This is a genomic window from Mesorhizobium sp. WSM4844 (assembly GCF_055811775.1).
On the sequence record NZ_JBVVQB010000010.1, the window covers coordinates 121,169 to 138,042 of the forward strand.

General features: G+C 61.4%; 16 protein-coding genes and 2 tRNA genes. 11 read left to right on the plus strand and 7 right to left on the minus strand.

Annotated elements, in window-relative coordinates:
- Nucleotides 1–49: 49 nt before the first annotated feature.
- The 7 genes from AC0L2A_RS11380 to AC0L2A_RS11410 all read right to left on the minus strand — a co-directional run bounded on the left by AC0L2A_RS11380 (nt 50) and on the right by AC0L2A_RS11410 (nt 9,025).
- Nucleotides 50–739, minus strand: a complete 690-nt coding sequence (locus AC0L2A_RS11380; protein ID WP_473608852.1) for a hypothetical protein — start codon at nt 737–739, stop codon at nt 50–52.
- The gene (locus tag AC0L2A_RS11385; protein ID WP_473608853.1) at nt 736–2,472 is read right to left on the minus strand and encodes a restriction endonuclease subunit S; all 1,737 of its coding nucleotides are present in this window, start codon (nt 2,470–2,472) and stop codon (nt 736–738) included. The genes AC0L2A_RS11380 and AC0L2A_RS11385 overlap by 4 nt, the downstream gene beginning before the upstream one ends.
- Nucleotides 2,469–3,926 (minus strand): type I restriction-modification system subunit M, encoded by a 1,458-nt coding sequence (locus tag AC0L2A_RS11390; protein WP_473608854.1) that lies wholly within the window; start codon nt 3,924–3,926, stop codon nt 2,469–2,471. The genes AC0L2A_RS11385 and AC0L2A_RS11390 overlap by 4 nt, the downstream gene beginning before the upstream one ends.
- Entirely contained in the window at nt 3,923–4,660 is a 738-nt protein-coding gene (locus AC0L2A_RS11395) for a hypothetical protein (protein WP_473608855.1), read from the minus strand. Before AC0L2A_RS11395 ends, AC0L2A_RS11390 begins: the two co-directional genes overlap by 4 nt.
- Nucleotides 4,660–7,101, minus strand: coding sequence for an EcoAI/FtnUII family type I restriction enzme subunit R (hsdR, locus tag AC0L2A_RS11400; RefSeq protein WP_473608857.1), 2,442 nt, complete (start codon nt 7,099–7,101; stop codon nt 4,660–4,662). The genes AC0L2A_RS11395 and hsdR overlap by 1 nt, the downstream gene beginning before the upstream one ends.
- A 189-nt stretch (nt 7,102–7,290) precedes the next feature.
- Nucleotides 7,291–8,859 (minus strand): DUF6538 domain-containing protein, encoded by a 1,569-nt coding sequence (locus AC0L2A_RS11405; RefSeq protein ID WP_473608858.1) that lies wholly within the window; start codon nt 8,857–8,859, stop codon nt 7,291–7,293.
- 91 nt (nt 8,860–8,950) lie between these two features.
- Nucleotides 8,951–9,025 (minus strand) — tRNA-Thr (locus AC0L2A_RS11410).
- Nucleotides 9,026–9,185: 160 nt separating this feature from the next.
- Between AC0L2A_RS11410 and AC0L2A_RS11415 the strand changes: the two genes are divergently transcribed.
- From AC0L2A_RS11415 to AC0L2A_RS11465, 11 genes are all read left to right on the plus strand, one after another.
- Complete coding sequence (locus AC0L2A_RS11415; protein ID WP_473608859.1) at nt 9,186–9,416, plus strand: hypothetical protein; 231 nt, start codon at nt 9,186–9,188, stop codon at nt 9,414–9,416.
- 121 nt (nt 9,417–9,537) lie between these two features.
- Nucleotides 9,538–10,830: a UDP-N-acetylglucosamine 1-carboxyvinyltransferase gene (gene murA / locus AC0L2A_RS11420; RefSeq protein WP_473608861.1), complete on the plus strand. Its 1,293-nt coding sequence runs from the start codon at nt 9,538–9,540 to the stop codon at nt 10,828–10,830.
- 372 nt (nt 10,831–11,202) lie between these two features.
- The gene (locus tag AC0L2A_RS11425) at nt 11,203–11,637 is read left to right on the plus strand and encodes a DUF2948 family protein (RefSeq protein ID WP_023803275.1); all 435 of its coding nucleotides are present in this window, start codon (nt 11,203–11,205) and stop codon (nt 11,635–11,637) included.
- A gap of 9 nt (nt 11,638–11,646) precedes the next feature.
- Nucleotides 11,647–12,939, plus strand: a complete 1,293-nt coding sequence (gene hisD, locus AC0L2A_RS11430; protein WP_473608862.1) for a histidinol dehydrogenase — start codon at nt 11,647–11,649, stop codon at nt 12,937–12,939.
- A gap of 5 nt (nt 12,940–12,944) precedes the next feature.
- Nucleotides 12,945–13,430 carry a UPF0262 family protein gene (locus tag AC0L2A_RS11435; protein WP_027155503.1) on the plus strand — a complete coding sequence of 162 codons (486 nt, stop codon included), beginning with the start codon at nt 12,945–12,947 and terminating at the stop codon, nt 13,428–13,430.
- A gap of 1 nt (nt 13,431) precedes the next feature.
- On the plus strand, nt 13,432–13,896 hold the full coding sequence (locus tag AC0L2A_RS11440) for an arsenate-mycothiol transferase ArsC (protein ID WP_473608891.1): 465 nt from the start codon (nt 13,432–13,434) through the stop codon (nt 13,894–13,896).
- A 204-nt stretch (nt 13,897–14,100) separates the two neighbouring features.
- Entirely contained in the window at nt 14,101–14,319 is a 219-nt protein-coding gene (gene infA, locus AC0L2A_RS11445) for a translation initiation factor IF-1 (protein WP_006200926.1), read from the plus strand.
- Nucleotides 14,320–14,346: 27 nt separating this feature from the next.
- On the plus strand, nt 14,347–14,973 hold the full coding sequence (locus tag AC0L2A_RS11450) for a Maf-like protein (protein WP_023803279.1): 627 nt from the start codon (nt 14,347–14,349) through the stop codon (nt 14,971–14,973).
- A complete protein-coding gene (gene yacG, locus AC0L2A_RS11455) occupies nt 14,970–15,173 on the plus strand; it encodes a DNA gyrase inhibitor YacG (RefSeq protein WP_023803280.1) in 204 nt (67 codons plus the stop codon). The genes AC0L2A_RS11450 and yacG overlap by 4 nt, the downstream gene beginning before the upstream one ends.
- Before the next feature lie 197 nt (nt 15,174–15,370).
- Nucleotides 15,371–15,446: transfer RNA gene (locus AC0L2A_RS11460), tRNA-Phe, on the plus strand.
- Nucleotides 15,447–15,658: 212 nt separating this feature from the next.
- Nucleotides 15,659–16,861, plus strand: a complete 1,203-nt coding sequence (locus tag AC0L2A_RS11465) for a tyrosine-type recombinase/integrase (RefSeq protein ID WP_473608863.1) — start codon at nt 15,659–15,661, stop codon at nt 16,859–16,861.
- Nucleotides 16,862–16,874 lie beyond the last annotated feature (13 nt).

Below are 16,874 nucleotides of genomic sequence, written 5' to 3' on the forward strand. Positions count from 1 at the left end.
CGCTCCGTCGCTTCCAAGTGGCGTTACCTCATCTGCGCGAGTGCATCGACTAGCCATTGCGCACTCCCATGAGGTGCAAGGCATGTCCAATGAAATCCTGCAAATCAGCGGAGTGATAGGCCAGCCGCTTGATCTTGTGGCCCTCCGCGTCCCACTGATCCACCTGCGCTTTCTGCTGCCGATAGCGGTGGAACCGACCCCAGATAAACGCCAGCATTTCTGCCCAGATCAACTGCGTCACCTCAGGATATGCCGCCGCTAGGTCCTCGCTTCGGTCACGTCCCACTGCCACCAGTCGGATGCGAAACGGAGCGTCGTTACGGTGGAAGCCTGCCCCGTGGATGTCCGCCGCGGCCGCTTTGATGCGGTCAGGCGGCAGGCACCCGATCGCGGCCAGCACGCGATGAACGTTCTGCTTGTCTTCCCGCGTCCATGGGCCATTCAAGGTGCAAGGCTGATTTGTCTTCACCTCGGCTATGACCACGTCGATCAGGTCACCGGATAGCGCGAGGCTCTGCACGTCGTCGGCCATAATGTCGTTCGGATCATCGAACAAGCGCTCCGCACGAAAGGGAAATCGAACCGCCAACAGATCGGCGTCCGTCCGCTGACCGCCGCGCCGTTCGGGGTGAACCACAAAATTCTCGATCTGGAAGAAGCCATTCAAGCGGAAATACCAATAGGCCACCTTCTCCGGATCGAGGCGCTCCACAGCAGGCCTTGCCGGTGCGCGGCTCATTCCGCCGCCTCCAGCTCTCGATCCTCGGCCGGCGCCAAGGCCTCTCCCAGCAGCGCGTCGAGCAGGCGGCGGCGGGTAGCGGCGGTCGCGGTGAGGCTCGCCTCCAACCGGTCGCACAGCGCCATCAACGCATCGACCTTGGCGACGATGCGATGTTGTTCGGCGAGGGGCGGGAGGGGAATGAGAACCTGTGTTAGAATTTCGAGGTTGATGTTCTTCTGTGCCGTCGCTGGGGCAAATTCCAAAAGGTTCGCTTTTGCGGTTCGGACAAAATATTCAAAATATCTGCCGTTCTCGAACATCGACGCCGGAATGAACCCGACGACGCTGTCAGGAAAACAAGCGTCAAAGCTCAATATCCCGCTGTCCGCGATATTCGCAGCAATCGTGATGCATAGCGTTCCCTTTGGCCATTTGAAACTCTGGGACAGACCAAATTCGTTGTATTTGCTGGTATAGGTCCCAATGACGCCTTGCGATCGGGCAACATCGCCGGTCTGGATCATCAGGTGCTCGCCGCCGTCAAATAGCGCAGGATCATTGCGAGGTCGGTGTTTCGACTTCCCCCTGCCGAATGTGCCAACCTCAGGAAAGCGCGCCCATGCCCATCCAAAGGGCAGTTCGAAGGGCGCTTGATCCAGGTCGACTTCCTGCAGTCGGTCTTGGCGCTTGGCCTTTCCCTCTTGCACCAACTTCGCCTTCTCTTTCGCAATCCGCTTCAGCAGTTCCGAGGCCGGCTCGTCGTTCGCATCCTGCTGCAACAGTTTGCCGCGCATCGCGAGGTTGAGGATGGTCTGGCGTAGCTGTCTGATCTGGTCCGGGCGCGTGGTGAGGGCGGGCAGCGCGTTGAGGGCAAAGCGGGCGTCCGCCTGGAAGGTTTCCGGATCAGGCGAGTTGAGGCGGGCAAGGCTCGCCGCGGCCAGCCGGTCGCGCACGCCCTCGCGGCCTGCCCGCGCCTCCTCCAGCCGGTCGCACAAACCCATCAACTCATCGACCTTGGCGACGATGCGGTTTTGCTCGGCGAGCGGTGGGAGGGGAAAGGGTTGTTGCTCGAACTCGGCATACTTTAAGCTTTGAACGGTCGTGCCGGTTTTCACCAATTCCCGAAGAAGGAAGTCCGTCAGCCCGCGGAACATAATCTGAAGATAGCGCTCCTGCCCATCTAGAAAGGGGGCAAGCACTTTCATGTCTTGATTTGCAGCGGCGGGAACCCGATTGATCGAAACGGGAAAGGTTCGCTTCAAGATGCCGCTTCGAGCGACCATGAAAAGGCAGCCTGGCCGATAGAGCTCTAATCGCGTTTCGGCGAGCCCAATCGCTGAAATCCGCAACTCCGAATCCGTGACCTCATTTAGCTTTATGTCCTTGGGCGATAGCCAAACGATATCGCCGTCCCAAAAGTCAGAACGATTCATCGAGGGGGTCATGCCACCGGACAGTTTGCCGATATCGCAGAGCCGTGCCCAAGCCCAACTCTCTGGCGTTGGCATAGGAAGTTCGTCATGTCGAATAGGTTCGGACGACTTCGGTTTCCTGATCTCCCCTGCCTTCACCAGTCGCGCCTTCTCCTTCGCGATCCGCTTCACCAATTCCGACGCCGGTTCGTCGCTCGCGTTCTGTGGCACGAGCTTGCCGCGCACCGCCAGTTCGAGAATGAAGCGGCGCAGCCTCGTAATCGCGTCGGGTGCGTCGGCAATCTGTTCATAATGCACTAAGAGGCGTTCAGCGTTCATCGGGCGAGCGCCTCGGCGAGGATCACCTTCAACTGATCGCGCAAGCCCGCCGTCTCGGCGTCGGCGGCGGCCAGATCGGCCAGCAGCGCTTCCGGGTCGCCATGGTCGTCGGCCGCAGCGTGCGGGTTCTTGAAATCAAGATTGTAGCCGCGCGCCTTCACCTCCTCGGCGGTGACGCGCCAGGCCTCCGGTGTTTCTTCCCGGCCGTTCCGATTTTTGCCGCCCCACCAGTCGATGCAGCCCTGGAAATGCTCCAGCCGGATTGGCTTGGTCATCGAATAGGCCTTCTGGCCTTCCGGCACGCGGTGCTCGTAGAACCAGATGTCCTTCGTCGGCGCACCCTTCTCGAAAAACAGCAGGTTGGTGCCAATGGCGGCATAGGGCTTGAACACGGAATTTGGCAGGCGGACGACAGTGTGGAGGTTGCACTCCTCCATCAGATGTTCCTTCAGCCGCGTCTTAACGCCTTCGCCGAATAGCGAGCCATCGGGCAGCACGACGGCGGCGCGGCCGTCGGCCTTCAGCAGCCGCACGATGAGGGCGAGGAACAGGTCGGCCGTTTCCTTGGTGCGAAAGGTCGGAAAGTTGTTTTCGATGCCGTCCTCCTCGCGCCCGCCAAAGGGAGGATTGGTGACGACGATATCGACGCGCTCGTCCTTGCTCCATGAAATCAGCGGCCGGGCTAGCGTGTTATCATGGCGCACGAAACTGGGGTCTTCAATGCCGTGCAGCAGCATGTTGGTGACGCAGAGCATGTGGGGAAGCTGCTTCTTCTCCACCGCGCGCAGGGCACCCTGCATCGTCTCGCGCTGCTTCGGCGTGCGGACGTAGCCCTTTGTCTCCATGTGGCGGATTGCGCACGTGAGAAACCCGCCCGTGCCGCAGGCGGGATCGAACAGGATTTCGCCGGGATGCGGGTCTATGCGACCAACCATGAAGGCGGTCACGGCGCGCGGCGTGTAATATTCTCCCGCATTGCCGGCCGATTGAAGATCGTTGAGCAACTGCTCGTAGAACTCGCCGAAGTGCCGCCGCTCGTCTAGATTGTTGAAATCGACCTGATTGATCTTGTTGACCACCTGCCGCAGCAACTGCCCGGATTTCATGTAGTTGTAGGCGTCCTCGAACACATCGCGCACCACGCGGCGGCGGTCGCCGGGCTTGCCCGTAGGCTGCAATCCCTTCAGCGCCGGGAACAGCTCATCGTTGATGAAGTCGAGCAGGGCCTGCCCGGTGATGCCCTCTGGGTCCGCCGCCCAGTTGCGCCACTGGAATCTTTCGGGGAGCGGCGGGCGGTAGCCGTTCCTGGTCAATTCCAGTTCCTGATCCTGATCGTCGATGATCTTGAGGAAGAACAGCCAGGTGAGCTGGCTGATGCGCTGCGCATCGCCATCCACGCCGACGTCCTGGCGCATGATGTCCTGAATGGATTTGACGGTGGTTCGGACGATCATGTCTTGGGACCCGCTTCAAGATTTCCATTTCGCCACAGCCTGAAACTGACCGCCCCTAGAAGGTCATCGCGGGCATGGTTAAAAGCGACTTTGGTTGAGAACGACGCAAGGAGTCGTTCGTTAAGGTAAGTTTGCGTGAAAAGGGATGCGATGCATCCGTGCACCGAATGGAACGGAGCAATGAATTCCGATGCGCAGGGCGATGCCGAAAACACCTTCCCAAATTCCGCTTTCCCGGTCTGGCAACCCAGGCTGATGAACTCTTTCGCCGTCGGATTTGGAGCGTTAAAGATTTCAGCCAGCCGCGCCGGAACAATATTCTCATCTCCGAATAAAAAGCCACTTGAGTCCCCGTGCCCAACAAGCACTACCTGTTCGCACATTCCGTGGAGTGTTCCCCAAAAGGTGACGAGCTCGGCTTCTGTGCGGAGTTCAATAAGCCGCACTGAATCACTCGGCAGCAGCATCCTGCAATAATGCAAGACCGATTTCGCAAGCGGGTCGAGAAGCCCGTCCTCGTTAAAATCGCCGATGCGGATGATTAATACACCAAAATTCAAAGCAACCTTCGAGGTCGCTATCATATCTGAAAGAGCGCCGTCCGGCTTATCGACCTGGACGGAGCGATCCTGTCGCTGCCTGACCATCGTCCGATAGAAGGGCGATATGTCGTCGTCGTCCAATCCGAGAAGTGAACGACGCACGTAGACTTGGTCGCCAATCTTCAGCGGCATCAGGCCGTTTCCTGATAGAGCGCGTCCTGCATCTCGTGGACGGCCTTCTCGAAACCCTCCTTGCCGCCGAACGCCTTAATGAGTTGCACGACGCTGCCCATTGCAGTGAAGGGCGTCACCTTCAGCACGTTGGTGTCATCGAGATTGAGCACGCCCTCGTCGCGATACTTTTCCAGCAGCGCGTCGAGCACGGCGCGAGCCTGTGGCCCGTATTTGGTGAACACGTCGCGCTTAGTGACGTTATCGGCCCGCTCACGACGGGTGAGCGGCTTCTTGTCGAAGGCGACGTGGCAGATCAGATCGAACGGATCGAGGTTCTTGCCAAGCTCGTCGGCGACGGCGTCGAGCGCCAGGCCCTCGGCCTCCAATTCCTCTATGATCGCCTGCTTGCGTTCGGTCGCTTTCCATCGCTTGAGGAAATCGTCGAGGCTGGCGAAGCGCTTCTTCAGCGCCGTTTTGGTGAAGTCACGCAGTGATTCGGTCACGAGCTTGCCGTTCTCGTCGAGATATTCAACGCGCTCTGCCAGGATGCTGGCGCCGATGCCATCGACATAAATTTTTCGGATTGGCCCCCCGGGCGGCAGCAGACCCGGCTGATCGACAATGGTTTCGTCCGAGCCCGGCTCGGGCGTGACTAGCACGCCATCGTCACCTGTAGCCGGCGCGTCGTCGGGCGGCGTGATCGGATCGTCGTCTCCGAGCGTGCAAATCTGCACCGGGTCGCCATCGAAATCCGGGTCGGCGAAATGGCTGGTCGCGCCGCGAAAATCGATCAACGTGAAGAAGAACTTCTTCGTGTCCTCGTGGACGCGGGTGCCGCGCCCCACGATCTGCTTGAACTCGGTCATCGAGCCGACCGCGCGATCGAGCACGATCAGCCGGCAGGTCTGCGCATCGACACCGGTCGAGAGCAGCCGCGAGGTCGTCACCAGCACGGGATATCTCGATTCCGGGTCGATGAAGTTGCCGAGCTGGTCCTGGCCTTCTTTGTCGCTGCCGGTGATGCGCATGACATAGCGCTGGTTTTCCGCAACCAGATCGGCGTTCTCGTTGACAAGCGCCTTCCGCATCCGCGCCGCGTGCTCCTCGTCGACGCAGAACACGATGGTCTTTTGGAAGCGGTCGCCGCTTTCCTTGAGGAACTCGGTGATCTTCTTCGCGGTCAGAACCGTGCGGTCGTCGAGCACGATATTCCGGTCGAAATCCTTGGCGTTATAGATGCGGTCCTCAACCTCGTTGCCGTCACGGTCAAGCTGCCCGAGTTCCGGGCGATAGCCTTCCACGTCTCGGTCGATGTGAACCTTGATGACCTTGTAAGGTGCGAGGAAGCCGTCGCTGATGCCCTGCTTCAGCGAATAGGTGAAAACGGGCTCGCCGAAATAGTCGGTGTTAGAGACGTATTCGGTTTCCTTAGGCGTGGCCGTCAGGCCGATCTGCGTCGCGCCGGAAAAATGCGTCAGGATTTCGCGCCATGCCGAATCGTCGGCCGCGCTGCCGCGATGGCATTCGTCGATCACGATCAGGTCGAAGAAGCCGGGCGAGAATTCGCGATAGAGCTTCTGGCGCTCCTCCGGGCCGGTGATCGCCTGATAAAGCCCGAGATAGACCTCGAAGGCGGTGTCGATCCGCCGCTTCCTGTCGAGCGCCAAAGTCAGATCGACCGTGGTTCCGTCCTGCCGCTCGATCGTCTTGGCGTTGGTCGAGAGCTTCGCCATCGCCGCGCCGAGCGGGCGGAAGTCGTTGACCATCGTCTGGTCGATCAAAACGTTGCGGTCGGCAAGGAACAGGATGCGCTTCTTGCGGCCGGCCTTCCACAGGCGCCAGATGATCTGAAACGCCGTGTAGGTCTTGCCCGTGCCGGTCGCCATGACCAGCAGCACGCGGTCGCGCCCCTTGGCGATGACCTCGATCGCAGCGTTGACTGCGTTCACCTGATAATAGCGCGGGGCCTTGCCGCTTCCGTCGTCGAAATAGTCCTGAAGCACGATCTGTTCGGCCTCGGCGTCCAAGCCCTTCCAGGCGCGATAGCGCGCCCACAGATCGGCCGGCGGCGGGAATGCGTCGAGCCCGAGATTCGTCTCGATCGGAACGCTCCGGCCGGTGCGGTCGTGGAACACGAAGCCGTCGCCGTTCGAGGAAAACACGAAGGGAATATCCAACGTCGCAGCATAGTCGAGGGCCTGCTGCATGCCGTCGCCGACGCTGTGATTGTTATCCTTGGCCTCAATCAACGCGATCGGGATATTCGGCTTATAGTAAAGAACGAGGTCTGCCTTTTTGGCCTTGCCGCGCGTTACCAGCTTGCCGCGAACGATGATCCGGCCCTTGGTGAAATAGACCTCCTCCCGAACCTGCAACATCTCGTCCCAGCCAGCTTGCCTGACGGCCGGCAGGATGTATTTCGTGCAGATATCGCGTTCGGTGAGGCTTCGTTTGTCCAAAATTGAGGTCCCCCAACCGAGGTCTATGGGGTAAGCTCACTCCGATCAAGAGACTAGTGCGCCGGGTAGATAACGGTCGTTGAATGAGCAGCAGCGGAAATTGCCTCGACTGGCGCGAGTTCTCTGTCGCGTGCTTGCTACAAAATGAGGGACAGCGGCCGTCTTACACAATTCGGTGTGAGGTAGTTCTCAAAACTCATACCGCGGCATCCGCGCAATGGCGGACGCCCTCGCGGCGATCGTCACGTCCCCATAGTCGTCGCCGGAGGTTCGTCCTGCATGGCCCTGGATCGCGTCGAGCGTCCGATCAGCAACGCCGATCTCACGACCAACCGTCTTGAACCGATGGCGCCAACCATGGCTAGGGCTCACACCTTCAGGGATGACCTCCCTATCCTGCAACCAGTCACTTACCCTGCCTGCCACGGTCCGCGCCGGCAGCGTCCCGTCTTTCTTTTTGGAAGCCGGGTAGAAGAGCGGGCCGTCTGCCGCGCGATTCACAAAATCCATAAAGCCCAGGTCGATTAACTGCTGGTGCAATGGAACATCGCGATAATTGCCCGCCTTGACGGAACCCGCATCGGGCCGGATGCGAACTACCGGCACATCGTTCTCATAGCGAAAGTCCTGCTTCCGAAGCTGAGTGATCTCGGCAATTCGCGCTCCCGTATGGGCGCACAAGATCGGCGACCATCGTTTCGCAGCAGTCGTTTCGGGTGCTTCCCGCGTCTGCGGATTGGCAGAGTGTTTCGGCTGATGATCGCGAGCGACTTTCAAAACCTCAACCGCCTCGTCCAGGGTAAAACCCTGTTCGCGCGAACGCTGCTTTTTCGAAACCTTGATGCGAACGTTTTCGGCCACGTTGGTCTCGAGCCGATCGTTGTTGACCGCCCATTTCAAGACCGTGCGCACGGATGCCAGATACACGTCACCGACGGTCTTGCTGGCGAGCGTTTTCAGGCTCGCATCTTTCCAATCCAGAAGGTTCTGTTTGGTGAGCTTCCGGGCGTCGTCATGGCGGATGAACTTGGACAGGCTAGCGAAAACAGGGGTCCAGCGCTTGCGTGCCTCCCTGCCCTTCCCGTCGGCGGCGCGCTCATCCAGGTAGTCGGTAAGCAGACCCTTGAGCGGAACCGGCTGGCGGTCATCCTCGACGGGCTGAGCGGTCGTTAGCAACGGGTGCGAAGGCTCACCCTTGAAGTCACCGTCGTTTCGTTCATGTTGCCGGGACATGGCCTCATAGGCGGATACGCAAAGAGCCTGAGCGATCAGGCGCCATTCGACACTACCCTTGGTGGCTGTGTGATTGCCGAGAGACTTGAACTCCTCGAGGCGCTCGCCGACGAGCCGCTCAAGCTCATCATCCGATAGCTTTCCTGAGTAGCCGTCACGAAAGAGCCGAGCTCCCTCGTAGTCGACCTCAAAGCCCGCATATTGATGATGATGCGCCCGGATCAACGCATCGTCGGCCAGTCGCATTTGATAGTCTCGGCTGGCTATTTGTGGTGGAAGAAGTGGGTAGCGGCCGACAGTGATGGACTGTTCGCCAGCCGCAACGGCGCGGCGCTCGGCAAGTGCAATTTCGTGCTGAAGGGCGGCGACGGCACCAGGCAGCATCTTCAGGGCTGTCCGGTAGTCGGGACCGAGCGCCTTTCGCAATTCCGTCTTCCCGATATACGGCCGAAGTTCTTTCGGGACTACAAGCCGTGCAAAATAGCGGCCGTCCCGATTAAGGAGATTTCGAACGCGGCCTGTCATCAGTTCCATCCGATTGTTACGGCATTTGTAACGTCAGAATGGACAGAAAGCGTTGCGTGTCAATGGCTTCAACGATTTCAAGGAGATAGACTGGTGCTGCGAGAGAGGATTGAACTCTCGACCTCTCCCTTACCAAGGGAGTGCTCTACCACTGAGCTACCGCAGCCGCTGATGGCGGGGCTTCTGCCATATCGAACCGGCAAGCGCAAGGCCAAGCGCAAGCCATTCGCAAGCCATCTGTGAAAGCCCGCTCCGACGGCTTTTGCGGACATGGCAGCGCCACAATGTTGGCTATCCCTGAATAGCGGGTCAGCCGGGACGGAACCATGAACGACAAGGCAACTCCATCTGACAAGGGCGGGCCATCGAAAAAGGACAGCCCGCCGAAGAAGGCTGACCGCCAGACCCGGCTGGCCGAGCAATTGCGCGCCAATCTGCAGAAGCGCAAGGCGCAGTCACGCTCGCGACGCACTGGCGACGCCGACAAGCGGCGCGCTGGCGAAACCGACAAGCGGCCGGACGGGCTCGGCGGCTTACGCGAGACGCAAAAGGATTGATATCAACAGGCTGGCCAGGGCGGGAATCCTGTTTCTTGAACCAAGCCGGCCAATGGTTTAGACGGGCCACAACAGACTCAACCGATTAAACCGGCCTTTCGGCCGAGGGGACGCTCTTTAAATGGATCGCATCAGAATTGTCGGCGGCAACAAGCTTGCCGGAAGCATCCCGATCTCGGGCGCGAAGAACGCCGCGCTGCCGCTGATGATCGCTTCGCTGCTCACCGACGACACGCTGACCCTGGAAAACGTGCCGCATCTGGCCGATGTCGAGCAGTTGATCCGCATCCTCGGCAATCATGGCGTCGACTACTCGGTCAACGGACGCCGCGAAAAGCAGCAGGAGGGCTATTCGCGCACCGTCACTTTCTCCGCCCGCAACATCGTCGACACAACGGCCCCCTACGAACTGGTGTCGAAGATGCGCGCCTCGTTCTGGGTGATCGGCCCGCTGCTTGCCCGCATGGGCGAGGCCAAGGTGTCGCTGCCCGGCGGCTGCGCCATCGGCACGCGGCCGGTCGATCTTTTCCTGGAAGGCCTCCAGGCGCTGGGCGCCGATATCGACGTCGACACCGGCTATGTCATCGCCAAGACCAGGAACGGCCGTCTTGTCGGCAATCGCTACGTCTTCCCGAAAGTGTCGGTCGGCGCCACCCATGTGCTGATGATGGCCGCGTCCCTGGCCAAGGGCGAGACGGTGCTCGAAAACGCCGCCCGCGAGCCCGAGATCGTCAACCTCGCCGAATGCCTCAACGCCATGGGCGCCAGGATTTCCGGCGCCGGCACCGCGACCATCACCATCGACGGCGTCGAGGCGCTGTCGGGCGCGCGCGTCCGGGTGATACCCGATCGCATCGAGACCGGCACCTATGCGATGGCCGTCGCCATGACCGGCGGCGATGTCTTGCTCGAAGGCGCGCGGGCGGACCTGCTGCAGACCGCGCTCGACGTGATTTCCCAAACCGGCGCCGAGATCACGCAGACCAATTCCGGTATCCGTGTCAGGCGCAATGGCGCCGGCATTGCGCCGGTCGACGTGACGACAGCGCCGTTCCCGGCATTCCCGACCGACCTGCAGGCGCAGTTCATGGGCCTGATGACGATGGCTAAGGGCAAGTCGCGCATCACCGAGACGATCTTCGAAAACCGCTTCATGCACGTCCAGGAACTTGCCCGGCTCGGCGCCCACATAACACTGTCCGGCCAGACGGCGATCGTCGACGGCGTGCCGAAGCTGAAGGGCGCCCCGGTGATGGCGACCGATCTTCGCGCTTCGGTGTCGCTGGTCATCGCCGGCCTGGCGGCCGAAGGCGAGACCACGGTCAACCGGGTCTATCATCTCGACCGCGGTTTTGAGCGGCTGGAAGAAAAGCTGTCCGGCTGCGGCGCGGAGATCGAGCGGATTTCGGGGTAGAGGTAACGGCCTGAGGTCGGCGCTGCTCCTTGCATGTTCGGCATCTTCTCTCCGTCTGGACCAAGGCTATTGCAGGTGGAAAGCCGAGGCTTTCGCTTTACGATGTACCCCCACCCCTAACCCCTCCCCACAAGGGGGAGGGAGACTTCCGTTGGCGCTGACCTCGGCAAATTGCCCGCCTTTCAGCGCCAAAAGGGAAAGTAAAGGCGCGCGGCAGCGTCCGCTCCCCCTTGTGGGGAGGGTTAGGGTGGGGGTCCATCTTCGCAAGAATCCAAATGCGATGCCCTGGTCAGGATCCGCGGCGCGGTTGCACGGATCGCCAAGACCGCCTAACAGAAAGCCGATGTAAACCTTCGCAGGTGCGAACTCCGCATGAACCTTCTCAAGCTTGTCGCGCTCGACGATCAGGATCTGAGCATCGTCTCGGCCCATGTCCAGGACGCCGTGCTCAAGGTCGGCGACCTCGAATATATGCCGGCGGTCAAGCGCTTCGTGATGACGATGAACCGCTTCGTCTGGGAGGCGAAATCGGGGCTGTTCCGCCAGCACAATGAACGGCGGCAAAGCGTGCTGCATTTCGACCGGGTGCTGGGCGCCAAGACCAGCGGCATTGCCCGCGACAAGCCGGACGAGGTGCTGTCTCTGCTGGCGATCAGCTTCGTCGCGCTCGACAAGCCGGCCGGCATTGTCGAGCTGATCTTTTCAGGCGGCGGCGCGATCATGCTCGATGTCGAGTGCATCGAGGCGCGGCTGGCTGACACTGGCGGCGCCTGGGAAGCGACGTCGCGCCCCTTCCACAGAGCCTGAGCACACAAGATGGCCATCACGCTTCGTCTGTCCGATGCTGATTTCGAGCAGCGGTTTGCCGCGTTCCTTTTGACCAAGCGCGAGGTCTCGGAGGACGTCGACGCGGTGGTGCGCGCGATCATCGCGCGGGTCCGCGCCGAGGGCGACGCGGCGCTCATCGACTACACGCAGAAATTCGAAAAGGCCGACCTGAAACGCCTCGGCATTGCCGTGTCGAAAGACGACATCGCCAAGGCCTACGATGCGGCCGACCCGCAGACGATCGAGGCGCTCAAATTCGCCCGTGACCGCATCCGTTCGCATCACGAGCGGCAGCGGCCGAACGACGACCGCTATACCGACGCTGTCGGCGTCGAGCTCGGCTCGCGCTGGACCGCGATCGAGGCGGTCGGGCTCTATGTGCCGGGCGGTACGGCGAGCTACCCAAGCTCGGTGCTGATGAGCGCCGTGCCGGCCAAGGTCGCCGGCGTCGAGCGCGTCGTCATGGCGGTGCCGGCGCCCGGCGGCATCATCAATCCGCTGGTGCTGGTGGCGGCGGACCTGACCGGCATAACCGAGATCTACCGCGTCGGCGGCGCGCAGGCGATCGCAGCGCTTGCCTATGGCACCGAAACGATAAAGCCGGTCGCCAAGATCGTCGGCCCCGGCAATGCCTATGTCGCGGCGGCCAAGCGCCAGGTGTTCGGCACGGTCGGCATCGACATGATCGCCGGGCCATCGGAAGTGCTTGTCGTGGCCGACGGCAGCAACGATCCGGACTGGATCGCCGCCGACCTGCTTGCCCAGGCTGAGCATGACGTGTCGGCGCAGTCGATCCTGATCACCGACGATCCCGTCTTCGGCGCGGCGGTCGAACAGGCGGTCGAACGCCAGTTGCAAAACCTGTCGCGCGCCGGGACGGCGGCGGCGAGCTGGCGCGATTTCGGCGCCGTCATCCACGTCCCCCGAATCGAGGCAGCGCTGCTGCTGGTCGACCGCATCGCGGCCGAGCATGTCGAGCTTGCCATCGACGAGCCGGAAGCCTTCCTGGCGCGGATGCGCAATGCCGGCGCCGTCTTTCTCGGCCGCCACACGCCGGAAGCCATTGGCGACTATGTCGGCGGCTCCAACCACGTGCTGCCGACGGCGCGCTCGGCGCGCTTCTCGTCCGGGCTTTCGGTGCTCGATTTCGTCAAGCGCACCTCGATCCTGAAGCTCGGGCCGGAGCAATTGCGGGCGCTGGCGCCGGCGGCCATCGCGCTGGCCACAGCGGAAGGCCTCGACGCGCATGGACGCTCCGTCGCCATCCGGCTGAATATGTAGCTGACATGGCGGACTACGATCGAACCCGTGCCAGGCTGATCGATGTCGAACTCGACGAATCGATCGGCCGTTCGACGCCCGACGTCGAGCATGAGCGGGCGGTGGCGATCTTCGACCTGATCGAGGAAAACAGCTTCCAGCCGGTCAATGACGACGGCGCCGGGCCCTACCGGCTAAAACTGTCGCTGGCCGAATCCCGCCTGGTCTTCGCGGTGACGCGCGAGGATGGCGCGGCGGTCGTCACCCACATCCTGTCGCTGACGCCGCTCAGGCGCATCGTCAAGGACTATTACATGATCTGCGAAAGCTATTACGATGCCATCCGCACCTCGACGCCCAGCCAGATCGAGGCGATCGACATGGGCCGGCGCGGCCTGCACAATGAGGGCTCGCAGACACTGATGGACCGGCTGGCCGGCAAGATCGATATCGATTTCGACACGGCGCGCCGGCTGTTCACGCTGGTCTGCGTACTGCACTGGCGAGGCTGAACTGTCAGTCCCTCTGCCCCACTCGATCCTGCCCCGCTCGATCCTGTTCGTCTGCGCCATGAACGCCGTGCGCTCGCCGATGGCCGAACTGCTGGCGCGTCAGGTGCTTCCGGCCACCACCTTCGTCGCGTCGGCCGGGGTGCGCGGCGGCGAACGCGACCCGTTCGTCGACGCCGTGCTGGCCGAGGACGGGCTTTCGCTCGGCGACCGGCACCCGAGGACACTGGACGATCTCGAGGACGACTATTTCGACCTGATCATCACGCTGTCGCCGGAAGCCCATCACACCGCGCTCGAGCTTACCCGCTCGCTTGCCGTCGACGTCGAATATTGGCCGATGCCGGACCCGACTGGCGTCGGCGGCACGCGCGAGCAGATCATGGCCGCCTATCGCGAGGTGCGCGAACGGCTGAGGGCGCGGATCGGCCGCCGTTTTCTGGCGTCGGAAGCAGAGAAACCGGGCTGATTTAAGCATGTTCACAAGCGCACGATTATCATATAGGTTCCGCCCAAATTCCGGCTAGAGTCGGATGATTTCAGGTCTGTTCGACCTGAAATCTGAATCCGCCTCTAAATCCAAGACGTAGAGCATGATGTCGTCCGAAAACCGCTTCACACTTTTCGGCATCATGCTCTAGGCGCTGGGAATCCATCCAAGCAAAGGTATCGAATGCCGAAGGAAGAAGTCCTCGAGTTTCCGGGTGTCGTCACGGAATTATTGCCCAATGCGATGTTCAGGGTGAAGCTTGAAAACGAACACGAAATCATCGCCCACACCGCCGGCCGCATGCGCAAGAACCGCATCCGCGTGCTGACCGGCGACAAGGTCCTTGTCGAGATGACACCCTACGACCTGACCAAGGGCCGCATCACCTACCGTTTCAAGTAAGATCGTCAGAGCTCGGCCGGGATCGCGATGAGCATTTTGCAGAAGCTCGTGCTTGCCTCGGGTTCGCCGCGCCGAATCGAGCTGCTGCAGCAGGCCGGCATCGAGCCGGACCGCGTGCTGCCGGCCGGCGTCGACGAAACGCCGCTGCGCGCCGAGCATCCACGCTCGCTGGCCAAGCGCCTGTCGAAGGAAAAGGCCGAAAAGGCGCTGGCCTCGCTGCAGACGGAAGAGGATTATGCACCGAGCTTCGTGCTGGCCGCCGACACGGTGGTCGCCGTCGGCCGGCGCATCCTGCCCAAGGCCGAAACGTTCGACGACGTCGTCAATTGCCTCGGACTGCTATCCGGCCGTTCGCACCGGGTCTATTCCGGCATCTGCCTGGTTACGCCGAGCGGCAAGCTGCGCCAGCGGCTAGTCGAGACCAGGGTGCGATTCAAGAGGCTGCCGCGCGCCGAGATCGACGCCTATGTCGCCTCGGGAGAATGGCGCGGCAAGGCCGGCGGCTATGCCGTCCAGGGTCTGGCCGGCGCCTTCGTCGTCAAGCTTGTCGGCTCCTACACCAACGTCGTCGGCCTGCCGCTCTATGAGACGGTGGCGCTGCTGGCCGGCGAGGGCTTCAAGGTGCATGCCAACTGGCAGTCAGTTCGGCCATGAACTCGGGTGCGGACGACAAGGTCACGCCGCTGCGCCCCAAGCGGCCCTGCCCCGAATGCGGCAAGCCGTCGGCGCGCGAGACCTACCCGTTCTGCTCCGTGCGCTGCAAGGACATCGACCTCAACCGCTGGCTCAAGGGCGCCTATGTCATTCCGGGCCGCGACGACGAGGACGAAACGGACAACGACCCTCCCAAATGAAGCTGTTCGGCACGGCTTGGTGACTTCGACCGCGTCCCATGAATCGAGCTGTCCAGTGATTGCTCGTTTGCCGCTTGAAATCAACGCTTAGGCGCTGGACAGGCCGGATTCCCGTGCTATAACCCACGCGCTTTCGAGGGGCGCCTGCGGCGCTTTCAAGAAATCCGGCGTGCAGAACTGCCCGCGTGCCGGAACAGGCCCAGATAGCTCAGTTGGTAGAGCAGCGGACTGAAAATCCGCGTGTCGGTGGTTCGAATCCGCCTCTGGGCACCATCCCCTCTTGTCCCGATAGTCTCTTTCGCCGAATCTTCTACGCTTCTGTTTCGGCAACAAGCTGAAATCGTTGAATATTTTGTCGCGCGAGGCGCGGTTGGTCGGGTTTTGTGGAATTTCGGCGTAGTTGGTCCAACGAGGCGGAGGGCTGGTATTTTCGCTGGTATCGGACATCCTGATGGTATCGATGCAGCCAAATGGAGGTCCCGAGAATGGCCCTTTCCGACGTGAAATGCAGAAATGTCCGACCCGCTTCCAAACTCGTGAAATTGTCTGACGGTGGCGGGCTCCAGCTTTGGGTTCAGCCTACCGGATCTCGCCTATGGCGCCTCGCCTATCGTTTTGGCGGCAAGCAGAAGCTTCTGGCGTTGGGCAGCTATCCCCTCATCTCCCTCGCTGAGGCACGCGAGGCGCGCGACACCGCCAAACGTCTCCTCCTCCGTGGCATCGACCCCGCACAGGAGCGTAAGTCGCAAAAGGCTTCGGCAGAGGACACCTTTCGCTCAATCGCGGAGGACTATGTCGACAAGCTGAGGAAGGAGGGACGTGCCGACCGGACCATCACCAAGGTCAAATGGTTGCTCGACTTTGCCCATCCAACGTTTGGGGACAAAAGCGTTCGGGAGATCGATCCGGCCACAATTCTTGCCGCTCTCCGCAGCGTGGAGGTTCGCGGTCGATACGAGTCGGCCAGGCGACTGCGCTCCACCATCGGCAGCGTGTTTCGATATGCAATCGCAACCGCACGCGCCGATGTAGATCCGACGATCGCCCTGAGGGGCGCACTTGTCGGTCCGACGGTCACGCCGCGTGCCGCGGTTACCGATCCTAGGGCCTTGGGAGGCTTGCTGAGGGCGATCAATGCATTTGACGGACAGCCTACAACCCGAGCCGCCCTGAAGCTGATGGCCCTGCTGTTTCCCCGCCCCGGCGAGCTGCGCGCGGCCGGATGGGGCGAGTTCGATTTCGAAAGCTCGGTGTGGAGCATCCCTGAAGGGCGCATGAAGATGAGGCGGCCCCACCGCGTACCTCTTTCCAGGCAGGCCGTCGGGGTCCTGACCTCCCTTAGAGAAATCTCTGGTGGTGAAGCGCTGTTGTTTCCTAGTGTTCGATCGGGTTCGCGTCCGATTTCCGACAACACGCTTAACGCCGCCCTGCGCCGCATGGGCTACGGTAAGGAAGAAGCTACCGCGCACGGTTTTCGAGCAACGGCATCAACTCTGCTAAACGAATGCGGAAAGTGGCATCCGGACGCCATAGAGCGGCAGCTGGCCCATGTTGAGAACAACGACGTTCGTCGCGCCTACGCCCGGGCAGAGCACTGGGAAGAGCGCGTCAAGATGATGCAATGGTGGGCCGATTATCTGGATGAACTCGAGAGCAAAAACGCGCGGGTGAAAATTACCGGCGGTTGAAGACCGTTAAAAC